The organism is Pseudomonas sp. MPR-R2A5 (assembly GCF_058793055.1).
The window spans coordinates 20,896-31,966 of the sequence record NZ_JBXAFK010000070.1; the positions used below are offsets into that span (position 1 = coordinate 20,896).

The window sequence follows — 11,071 nt, forward strand, 5'->3', positions numbered from 1 at the left end:
TCGTATCGCACAGCAAGGAGCACACAATGGGGTTTCTCACGGGTAAGCGCGTGCTGATCGTTGGCGTGGCCAGCCGCTTGTCGATTGCGTCAGGCATTGCCCAAGCGATGCATCGCGAGGGCGCCGAGCTGGCGTTCACGTATCAGAATGAAAAGTTCAAGGGGCGCGTGCAGGCGCTCGCCGCGGAATGGGGCACCGACGCGGCCCTGTGCGTGCCCTGCGATGTGGCGAGCGATGATGAAATTGCGCAGGTGTTCGAGCATTTGCGCCAACACTGGGACGCGCTCGATTGCATCGTGCATTGCGTGGGCTTCGCGCCGCTTGAGCAACTTGACGGTGACTTCACCGAGGTCACTACCCGCGAAGGGTTTCGCAGTGCCCACGATATCAGTGCGTACAGCCTGGTGGCATTGGCTAAAGCCGGGCGGGCAATGATGCGCGGCCGCCAGGGTAATGTGCTGACGCTGTCTTATCTGGGGGCTGAGCGCACGATGCCAAACTACAACGTCATGGGCATGGCCAAGGCCAGCCTGGAGGCTGGCGTGCGCTACCTGGCCAGCAGCCTGGGGGCCGAAGGTACCCGCGTGAATGCCATCTCGGCGGGACCGATCCGCACCCTGGCCGCGTCGGGCATCAAGAACTTCCGTGCCATGCTGAGCACCAGCGAAGCCCAGGCGCCGTTGCGGCGCAATGTCACCATCGACGAGGTCGGCAACGCTGGCGCCTTCCTGTGCTCCGACCTGGCGTCCGGCATCAGCGGTGAAATCCTGTATGTGGATGCTGGCTTCAACACCACCGCCATGGGCGGGTGAAGCGAGTCAGGACGTCGCCTTGACCTGCGGCCCGAGTCTCAGGCCCGGCAGCAGGCGCCCAAGCCGGGCTCGGGTCAGCCTGCGGTCATGGAGGCTTGCCGGCGGACAGCGCGGTGCCTGGGCACCGCGCCAGGGGCGGGTTAGGGCAGGGCGTAGGCGATCACATAGTCGCCACGGTCGGTGGACTGGCGTGCGCCGCCGGCGGTGATCACGATGTATTGCTTGCCGGTTTTTGGCGAGACATAGGTCATCGGGCCGCCCTGGCTGCCGACCGGGAGGCGGGCTTTCCAGATTTCATCACCGTTGCCGCTGTTGAATGCGCGCAGGTAGAAGTCCTGGGTACCGGCGATAAAGATCAGGCCTCCCTGGGTCGACAAGGTGCCGCCGAGGGTCGGCAGGCCGATCTTGATCGGCATGTGCATGCGAATGCCCAGGGGGCCGGTGTCTTCAACGGTGCCGACCGGCACTTGCCAGGCGATCTTCTGGGTCTTCATGTCGATGGCGGTCAGGGTGCCGAACGGCGGCGCCTGGCATGGGATGCCGGCCACCGACAGGAAGCGGTTTTTGTTCACCGCATACGGCGTGCCCTTGAGCGGCACGGCGCCCATGCCGGTGTTCAGCGCTTCGCCACCGGAGGTGGCCTGGGCCTTGTTCTGTGACGGCACCATCTGGATCCACAGGCCCAGGCGCATGTCGTTGACGAAGATAAAGCCATGGACCGGGTCGGTGGAAAGGCTGCCCCAGTTCATGCCGCCCAGGGAGCCCGGAAAACTCAGGGATTTATCCGTGCCTGGCGCGGTGTACAGGCCGTCGTAGCGCATGCCCTTGAAGTCGATGCGGCACAGCAGTTGGTCAAACGGGGTGGCCCCCCACATGTCCGACTCGGTCAGGGTTTGCGCGCCGATCTGCGGCATGCCCAGCGACTTTGGCTGGGTCAGCGCGTACGGTTCGTTGGGGATATTGGCGGCCTTGACCGGTACTTCTTTCACCTCGGTCAGCGGTTGGCCGGTGGCGCGGTCGAGGACATAGATCTGCCCGGCCTTGGTGCCGATCACCACCGCCGGTACCGCCTTGTCGCTGCCGGGCGGGGTGAAGTCGATCAGGCTCGGTTGCATCGGCAGGTCGAAGTCCCACAGGTCGTTGTGGACGGTCTGGTAGACCCACTTTTCCTCGCCGGTGGAGGCGTCCAGCGCCAGCACGGAGGCACCGTATCTGTGGTTGAGTGGGGTGCGTTCCACGCCGTAGAGGTCGGTGGACGAACTGCCCATCGGCAAGAACACGGTATTCATCAATGGGTCGTAGGACATGGGTGCCCAGCTGTTCGGCGTGCTGCGCACATAGGTGCTGCCCGCTGCCGGGGCGTTTTTGTCCTGCGGGTTGCCGGGGTCGAAGGCCCAGCGCATGTGCCCGCTGATCACATCGAAACCACGGATCACACCGCCGGGCATGTCGGTCTGCACGTTATCGGCGACGCGGCCGCCCACCACCACGGTGGTGCCGGCGATCAACGGCGCCGAGGACAGTTGGTAGTAGCTGTCCGGCACATTGCCCAGGCCGGCTTTCAAGTCCACCTGGCCGTGGTTGCCGAAGTCTTCGCAGAACTTGCCGGTGTCGGCATCGACCGCAATCAGGCGCGCATCAATGGTGTTGGTCAGCAAGCGTCGCTGGCATTGCGCACCCACCGCCACGCTGGCGGCCAGGATCGGCGAGCTGTGCGGCTGGGTCGGTTGGGCGATGGGCGCAGTGGCGTCAAAGTACGCCATGCCACGGCAACGCTGCCACACCGCCGATTTGGCGTTGATCTGGTTTTTCCACAGTTCTTTGCCGGTGTCGGCATCCAGGGCGATCAGGTTGTTGTGCGGGGTGCAGATAAACACCTTGTTGCCGATCTGCAGGGGCGTCAGTTGGTCTTCGGCGCCGTTGCCGTCACTGATGGCGATGTCGCCGGTGTGGTAGGTCCACGCCACTTTGAGTTTGTCGATGTTGTCGCGATTGATCTGGTCCAGCGCGGCGAAGCGGCTGCCACCCTCGGTGTTGCCGTAGTGCGCCCAGTCTTTCTGTGCATCGGCCGGGTTGACCGGGGTGACGCCAGGGCCTGCACCGGTCGGCGCGACGCTGGGGTGCGCGACAAACATATTGCCTGCCGCCACTGCCACACCCACGGCCAACAGCGCAGCGACGCCATACGCGCCGCGTGCCGGTTTGCCGGCCAGCAGCGGGTAGACCAGCGCCACCACCACACCGATCACCGCAAACATGAACAGCCGCGAGAACAGTGGCCAGTACACCAGCCCCACATCCGCCACCGCCCATATGGCGGTGCCGACCAGGAAGGCGGCAAACAGCCAGGCACCCGCCGGTTTACGTGCGGCAATCAACAGGCCGGCAATCGCCATGGCCACGCCGCCGCTGAGGAAATACCAGGAACCGCCCAGGCTGACCAGTTTGACGCCACCGACAGCCAGGGCCGCGCCGAGCAAGGCGATGATCACGCCCAGGCCCAGCAGGAAGATTCTAGAGACGCCAGCGGCGCGCGATGCTCGTTTCATATCGACAAGACTCGAAGGTGAGAGGGCAAAGGCGTGATTTTAGCAACATAAGTAACCGGTTAGTACATTGTGCGCTGCAATATACTTTTACATGTATGCGGACCCTGTGGGACAGGTGCCGGGTTTTCCACGCGACCGCGATAGGTGGCGCACGCAATAACGCGGTCGCCGCCTTCGCGGGTTATCAGCACTGTGCTCGCCTGGCCGCGCTACCGCTGCTGCTCAAGAAACCCAGCCACACAGGCCATGCATGCCTCACGCTCTTCGACATGGGGCATGTGGCTGGACTGCTCGAATATCTGCCACTGCACATTGGCGATCCCGTCGGCAAATGGCTGCACCGTCGCGGGTGTCGCTTCATCGAAGCGTCCGGATATCAGCAGCGTGGGCACCTGGATGGACGCCAGGCGTTCGATGATGCTCCAGGTGCGCAGGCTGCCGATCACGTGAAATTCGGTGGGGCCGTTCATGGCGTGATAGACGGTGGGGTCTGCATCGATGGCCGCGAAGGTGCGTGCCACCTCGGCGGGCATCGGTTGGATGCGGCACACATGGCGCGCGTAGAACACATCGGAGGCGGCGCGGTACTCGGCGCTGTCGGTGGTGCCCGCGTCTTCATGCCGTTGCAGGGTGGCTTGCACCTCGGCGGGCAGGGCCTGGCGCAGTTCCTTTGCGGCTTGGCACCACAGCGCCATGGACGCCGGGGAGTTGGCAATGATCAGCGCCTTGAGGCCAACCGGTTGGCGCACCGCGTGCTCGGCACCGAGCATGCCGCCCCAGGATTGGCCCAGCAGGGCGTAGTCACGAATGCCCAGGTGGGCGATCAGGTTGTTCAGTTCAGCCAGGAACAGTTCCACCGTCCAGAAATCGCTGGGCGCTTCGGGCAAGTGGGTCGAGCGGCCGTTGCCCAATTGGTCGTAGTGCACCACGGCGCGGCGGGTGGCGGCCAGGTCCTTGAAACTGTCGACATAGTCATGGGTACAGCCGGGGCCGCCGTGGGCAATGATCAAGGGCAGTCGCCCTGAGTTCAAATCCCCCGTGACCCGGAACCACGTCCGATGCTCACGGAAATCGGCATAACCTTCGCGTACTTGCATGCTGTGTACCTCCTTGGGGTTCAGTGAGGTACAGGCTAGTCAAAACGGTGGGTCAGGTGCACTGGCAAAAATGATAGGTTCTCAGACTTCGACCAGGCGGTAATGCAGCCCGCGCGCCACGGCTTCGACGCGATTACGCGCGCCCAGCTTGCGCGCGGCGGCAACCAGGTGCAGGTTGACCGTGGCTTCGGAGCGGTGGAGGGTGGCGGCTATGCCTTTGGCCGACAGCCCCTTGGCCGAGTGTTGCAGGCACTCGCGTTCGCGGCGCGTGAGATGAATGTGGGTGCAGCAGCGTTCCGCCGGCGCCAGCAACTCACTGGCGCGGGCCTGGAACGTATGGGCCAGTACCAGCATCTCGCCGAGGTTGCGCTGGGCGTGTTGCTCGGCCTCCGCCGGGGCGCCGTCGACAAAGGCGGTCAGCGTGGCAAAGCCGCCATCGGGCAAGTGCAGCGGCACGGTCAGGCCGGTGCTCAGGCCATAGTCACAAATGTAGTGGGCCACCGGACGGTGGGCTTCGGTGAGGGCACCGTTCCAGTGAGTGTCGGTGCTGAACGACCAGGCGAACGGCGTAGTCCGTCGCGCTGCGCATTGCTGCACCGGGTCGATCTGGTAATAGCCGCGTTCGCACCACTGCGCATGCATATCGCCCGGGGCATTCAACGCCTTGAATACCGACGGCGTGATCAGTGCGCCTTCATGGCTGACGGGGACTGGCGCGTAATCATAGATCAGCGTCTTGAACCCCAGCGGGTTGATGACTTGCAGGACATGGGCCAGGCACGCGTCAAGGCTGCTCAAGGGGGCGAGTTGCTCGCTGAATGTCATCAGGTCGGTATGCATGGCGCCTCCGGGCGGTGGGATGCTTGTTGTTGCAAGCAAACACTCTGCCAACGGCGAGGCGGGGCGCTTTTCACGTTGTGGGTGGCTGGCTTGCGCCATAGGCGTGGGTATTGTCGGAGGGGGGGATCAATGGCTGGCGTGCATGCGCGATGATGGTGCGCGGGGCGTCTTGCTGCTGCTTCATATGACTGCGGCCGGCTGGCGCGCCCGGCAAGGGGCGCGCCTGTTGTTGCGGCAGGCTAGAACTTGAACCGCCCCACCAACCCCTTGAGCTGACCCGAAATATCCGTCAGCCGGCCGGACCCGGTCTGCGCCGAGTGAGCAAAGCCTTCCACCAGTTGCGCATCGGCATGGATCTGCGCGATGTGGCGGTTGATCTCCTCGGCCACCTGGTGCTGTTCCTCGGCCGCTGTAGCGATCTGGGTGTTCTGGTCGCGAATCGAGTCCACCGAGCCGAGGATCTTGTCGAAACTGTCGCGGGCCTGCTGGATACGTTCCACGCTGGTGTGCGACACCTGCAAGCTGCCTTGCATCTGCGCCGTCACTTCCTGGGTGCGACGGGCGAGGTTGCCCAGCAGGCTGTCGATCTCGCCGGTGGAGTCGGCGGTGCGTCGCGCCAGGGCGCGTACTTCGTCGGCCACCACGGCGAAACCACGGCCCTGGTCGCCCGCGCGCGCGGCTTCGATGGCGGCGTTGAGGGCCAGCAGGTTGGTTTGTTCCGCAATCGAACGGATGGTGTCGAGGATGGTGTTGATGTTCTGGCTGTCCTGCTCCAGCAACTGCATGGTCTGGGTCGACTTTTGCAGGTCTTCGCTGAGCTTGAGCACGCTGCCGGTGGCCTCGCCGATGTGTTGCTGGCCGTCGTGCACGTCACGGTAGCCTTCGTCGGCACTGGCGGCGGCGGCGCTGCAAGAGCGCGCGACTTCGTTGGACGTGGCCACCATTTCGTTGAACGCGGTGCTCACCAGCTCTACGGCTTCACGTTGGCGGCCGGCGGCCTGGTTCATGTTGTTGGCGACTTCGCTGGTATCGGCGGCGGCGGTTTGCAGGTCGGAAGAGGCGTTGCCGATGCGCTGCACCAGTTGCGCGATCATGCTCAGGAACTGGTTGAACCAGCCGGCCAGGCTGGCGGTTTCATCCTTGCCTTGTACCTTGAGTTGGCGCGTCAGGTCGCCTTCACCTTCGGCGATTTCTTGCAGGCCGTCGGCGACCCCGCGAATCGGGCGCACGATCACACTGGCGAAGCTGGCGCCGACAATCGCGAAGATCACGGCCAAGGCCGCGGCAATGGCGACGATCAGCCAGGTCAGGCGCGTGGCGCCGGCCATCACTTCATCACGCTTGATCAAGCCGATAAAGCGCCAGCCCAGGTCTTTGGAGCTGACCACGTTGGCCATGTAGGGCACGCCGTCGATCTCGACTTGGGTCACGCCGTCGCCGCGCTTGGCCAGTTCGGCGTAGCTGGGGCCGAGGTCGGCCAGGGGCTTGAAGTTGTGCTTGGCGTCGCTGGGGTCTACCAGCACGTTACCGTTGGCTTCCACCAGCATCAGGTAGCCGCTGTCGCCCAGCTTGATGTTGCGCACCAGCTCGGTCAGTTGCTTGAGCGACACGTCCAACCCGACCACACCGAGGATGTTACCGGTGGCGTCGGCGACGGTATGTACGGTGCCGATCAGCACCACGTCGTCCGGGGCCCAGTAATAGGCGCCCGTGCGCACGGTGGTGCCTGGCGCGGCGATGGCGGCCTTGTACCAGGGGCGAACGCGCGGGTCGTAGTTGTTCAGCTTGGTGTCGTCAGGCCAACTGGCGTAGCCGCCGTCGCTCAGGCCCAGGGACAGGTAGGCGGTGCTGGGATGGCTCTTGGCGAACTGGTCGAAAATCGCCAGCAGTTCTTTATTGGTCGGTGTCAGCGGGATTTGCGCGGCGTCGGCGCCCGCGTAGCTCTTGAGGTCCTTGGCCGCGACAACGCGCGGGTCCTTGGCCACGAAGTCGACGTTCTGGCTGATGCCGTCGAAAAACTGCTTCATGCCATTGTCGATCTGGCGGATTTCTCGGCCACTGCTGTCGAGGAAATTGGCCTGGGCCCCCTCGCGCACATTCAGTACAACCAGCACGGCCACCAGGACAACCGGCAGGCACGCGATGGCCGCAAACGCCCAGGTCAGCTTCTGCTTGATATTCATGACTTCTCCCGCGGGTATTTATAGTTTTGGCAAGGAAAAACGGTAGCGGTGAACGTCGCATGTGTTGTTATGAGGGGTGCGGCCCATGCGTACTCCCTCTCTATCGGCCGTGGGAGCACGCACTTTAGGGCGCAGGGGAGGCTTAGCCGATGCGATCGCCACCGAGGGCATCGCGCTGCATCGATTGCAGGTTTCTCTCGATGGTTTCGCAGATGGTTTCCATCTGGATCTGATGCTCACTGGAATGAAACGGGCTTTGCAGGTCGGTGCCGATGCGTTCGATGGCCAGCAGCATAAAACCCACCACGGTGGACGCCAGCGGCGTGAACCAACCCAGGGATTCCACCAGGCCCACCGGCACGATCAGGCAGAACAGCGAGATGAACAGGCGTGGGAAATACACGTAAGGGTAGGGCAGCGGCGTGTTGGCGATACGCTCCATGCCGCCCTGGGCGTTGGACAAGTCCACCAGGGTCGACTCCAACCGCGCCAAGCGAATGCTGTCCAGGTGCCCGGCCTTGTATTCCTTGGCCAGCAGGGCGGCCGAGCCGGTGAGGATGTCGTTGGCGAAGTTGTTGGTGGCGCCATTGCGGGCGAACTCCTCTGACGGGATAAACGCACGCACCTCGTCCGGGCACGGCAGGCCCTTGAGATGGGCTGCCAGGCAATTCACATAGGCCACATGGCGGCGCAGCAGGGTGGCTTTGACCGGGTTCACCTCGCCCTCCGGGTCATCCAGCAGGGTCAACACCTGCCGTGCAAAGCTGCGCGAATTGTTGACCATCGCCCCCCACAGCGTGCGGGCTTCCCACCAGCGGTTGTAGGCGCTGCTGTTGCGAAAACTGATCAGCACCACCAGGGCTGAGCCGAGCAGCGTCAGGGGCATCAGCGGCAGGTTGATCTTGGCGGTCAGGAACAGCATGAAATCCACGGTGACGGCGACGTCCCAGAGCAACAGCCAAAACAATGACCAGCCCACGTAGCCCATGGTCTTGATGACCAGGCGGTATTTCTTGGCGATAGCGGCTTTCAAACGAGGACCTCGCGGCGGCGGTAGGCAACAGTGCCTTAGCTCCGACGTCGCTGGGTGGGGAAGGTTCGCCTGTGGAAGTGAAACGTTTAAGTCGTGGCGGCGGGGGCCGGCCTCTCGGCCTGGAGCTTTGGCACACCGTCCCTCCCACATTTGCCTCGCGTCAAACTTCCTGCATAACGATACAAAGCGGTTACCTGAAAAATAGTGAATGAGAACAGATATCAAACGCGAATGACTTGGTATACCATTCGTGCGAATTTTTGGCAGGTTTGCCGCCCCTTCTGGCTCATTCACTAGGTTCAACATCCATGCGTCGTACCCTGATTTCCCTCTGTGTGCTTCAGGCGTTTTCCCCTTTTACCTGGGCAGAGGTGGCCTCTGCCGACAAGGCCAGTCTTGAGCTGCAAGCCATCGATGTCACGGGGGAGGCGGATTACGAGACGGCTCAAGGGCCGGTCAAGGGGTACCACGCCACACGTTCGGCGAGTGCGACGCGCACCGACACCTCGATTCATGAAACGCCGCAGTCCATCAGCGTGGTGTCCAAGGATGTGGTCGAAGACATCGGTGCCACCCGGTTGCAGGACGCACTGGACTACGCCGGCGGCGTAGGCCGCGCCAACAACTTCGGCGGGCAGGGGCTCACGACGTTCACCGTGCGCGGCTTTACCACCGGCGAGTTCTACCGCAACGGCTTCCCGATCAACCGCGGCTACCCGAACATGCCGGACGCCAACACCATCGAGCGCCTCGAAGTGCTGCGCGGCCCGGCAACCATGCTGTATGGCCGTGGCGATCCCGGCGGCACCTTCAACGTGGTCTCCAAGCAACCGCTGGCCGAGCGCACCGTTACCCTGGGCAGCCAGCTGGATGACCAGGGCATGCGTCGTGGCACCCTGGATGCTTCGGGCCCGCTGGATGAGGCGGGGCGCCTGGCCTATCGCCTGAACGTGGTGGGCGAGGGCGGGGATACCTTCCGTGATCATGTCGAAACCGAACGCTATGGCGTGACGCCGGTGATCACCTGGCAGGCCAGCGATGACACCAAGGTGATTTTCGAAGGCGACTTCATGCGTAACAATCACCCGCTGGACCGTGGCCTGACGCGCTACCCCAATCAAAAAGGCACGGCCTCGCGCGACACCTTCTGGGGTGAAAAAGACGCCGGCAAGCTGCACAACGACAACAGCATGGCCCAACTGCGTTTCGAGCACCGGCTCAACGACAGCTGGACCCTGGGCGGTGGTTTCCAGTGGCTCGACGGCACCTTGCAAGGCAATGCTGTTGAAGCCAACAGCCTCGCCGCTGACGGCCGCACCCTGAGCCGCAACTTCAACTACCGCAAACTGGAGTGGACCGATAAAGACACCCAGCTCAACCTCACGGGGCATTTCTCCGCGGGCGGTTTTGATCACACCTTGCTCACCGGCGTCGAGTTCGAAGACTACGACTACAAGTCGATTATCCAGCGTTCCAGCGGCGCGGCGGGTAGCTACCCCATCGACATCTTCAACCCGGTCTATGGCCAGGCGCGCCCGGCCCTCACGCGCACGCCGACCCACGACAAGGAAAACCTCAAGACCTACGCGACGTTTGTGCAGGATCAAGTGGCGCTGACCGAACGTTTGAAGGTGCTGGCCGGTGCACGTTTCGAGCGTTTTGAGCATGACTACACCACCTATGTGCCGGGCGGTAAAAGTTGGCAGGCCGCCGACAATGCCGTCACCCCACGCATGGGCGTGATCTATGACCTCACCGACACCGTCGCGGTCTACGCCGACGCCGCTCGCTCGTTCAAGCCCAACACGGGGGCCAGCCGCGAGGGCGGTGGGTTTGCGCCGGAGAAGGGCAAGTCGTACGAGATGGGCATCAAGTGGGAAGCCCTGGACCGTCAACTCAGCGTCGACGCAGCGATCTACCAGATCGAGAAGAAAAACGTGCTCACCACCGACCCTTTCGACTCAACCTTCAGCGTGGCCGCCGGTCAGGTGCGCAGCCGTGGTTTCGATCTGAACGTGGCCGGCAATATCACCCCCGCGTGGCGTGTGATCGGTGGCTATGCCTACGTGGACGCCGAAGTGACCAAGGACAACACCCTGCGCACCGGTACGCGTTTGCTGAACATCCCGCGCAACAGCTTCAGCCTGCTCAACGTCTACGAATTCCAGGACGGCGCCCTCAAGGGCCTGGGCCTGGGCGCGGGTGGCAAGTATGTGGATGAGCGGGCCGGGCAAACCTCCAACAGCGCCTTCTCGATGGACGCCTACACCGTGGTCGACCTGCTCGGCTACTACAAGGTCAATGACAAGGTGCGGCTGAACCTGGACGTGAAGAACCTGTTCAACCGCGACTATGAAGAGGGGGCGTTTGGCAACGTCTACGCCTACCCAGGCGAACCGCGCACGGTGCAGGTGGGCATCGCCTACACGCTCTAACGGCGTGCACCGTTTCAATGTGGGAGGGGGCAAGCCCTAATGCCTGTCAGTTAAGGCTTTTTTGTAGGAGCGAGCTTGCTCGCGAAAAACGTCAACGATAACGCGTGTCTCCTGAATGAACG

General features: G+C 63.2%; 6 protein-coding genes and 2 pseudogenes. 2 read left to right on the plus strand and 6 right to left on the minus strand.

The window, feature by feature from the left end:
• Positions 1 to 26 precede the first annotated feature (26 nt).
• Entirely contained in the window at positions 27 to 812 is a 786-nt protein-coding gene (fabI, locus tag AC1Q6I_RS32130) for an enoyl-ACP reductase FabI (protein ID WP_024074753.1), read from the plus strand.
• 140 nt (positions 813 to 952) lie between these two features.
• Here the strand turns inward: fabI and AC1Q6I_RS32135 are convergent, their stop codons facing one another.
• The 6 genes and pseudogenes from AC1Q6I_RS32135 to AC1Q6I_RS32160 all read right to left on the minus strand — a co-directional run bounded on the left by AC1Q6I_RS32135 (position 953) and on the right by AC1Q6I_RS32160 (position 8,514).
• The gene (locus AC1Q6I_RS32135) at positions 953 to 3,361 is read right to left on the minus strand and encodes a glucose/quinate/shikimate family membrane-bound PQQ-dependent dehydrogenase (protein ID WP_024074754.1); all 2,409 of its coding nucleotides are present in this window, start codon (positions 3,359 to 3,361) and stop codon (positions 953 to 955) included.
• 209 nt (positions 3,362 to 3,570) lie between these two features.
• Positions 3,571 to 4,458 carry a proline iminopeptidase-family hydrolase gene (locus tag AC1Q6I_RS32140; protein ID WP_024074755.1) on the minus strand — a complete coding sequence of 296 codons (888 nt, stop codon included), beginning with the start codon at positions 4,456 to 4,458 and terminating at the stop codon, positions 3,571 to 3,573.
• 81 nt (positions 4,459 to 4,539) lie between these two features.
• Positions 4,540 to 5,298: a helix-turn-helix transcriptional regulator gene (locus tag AC1Q6I_RS32145; protein ID WP_024074756.1), complete on the minus strand. Its 759-nt coding sequence runs from the start codon at positions 5,296 to 5,298 to the stop codon at positions 4,540 to 4,542.
• Positions 5,299 to 5,537: 239 nt separating this feature from the next.
• A pseudogene (locus tag AC1Q6I_RS32150) lies at positions 5,538 to 6,053 on the minus strand (methyl-accepting chemotaxis protein); the annotation flags it as partial.
• Positions 6,054 to 6,401: 348 nt separating this feature from the next.
• Positions 6,402 to 7,481, minus strand: a pseudogene (locus AC1Q6I_RS32155) (HAMP domain-containing protein); the annotation flags it as partial.
• A gap of 142 nt (positions 7,482 to 7,623) precedes the next feature.
• Positions 7,624 to 8,514: a bestrophin family protein gene (locus tag AC1Q6I_RS32160; RefSeq protein ID WP_069075729.1), complete on the minus strand. Its 891-nt coding sequence runs from the start codon at positions 8,512 to 8,514 to the stop codon at positions 7,624 to 7,626.
• A gap of 308 nt (positions 8,515 to 8,822) precedes the next feature.
• Between AC1Q6I_RS32160 and AC1Q6I_RS32165 the strand changes: the two genes are divergently transcribed.
• The gene (locus tag AC1Q6I_RS32165; RefSeq protein WP_024074759.1) at positions 8,823 to 10,949 is read left to right on the plus strand and encodes a TonB-dependent siderophore receptor; all 2,127 of its coding nucleotides are present in this window, start codon (positions 8,823 to 8,825) and stop codon (positions 10,947 to 10,949) included.
• Positions 10,950 to 11,071: the final 122 nt, after the last annotated feature.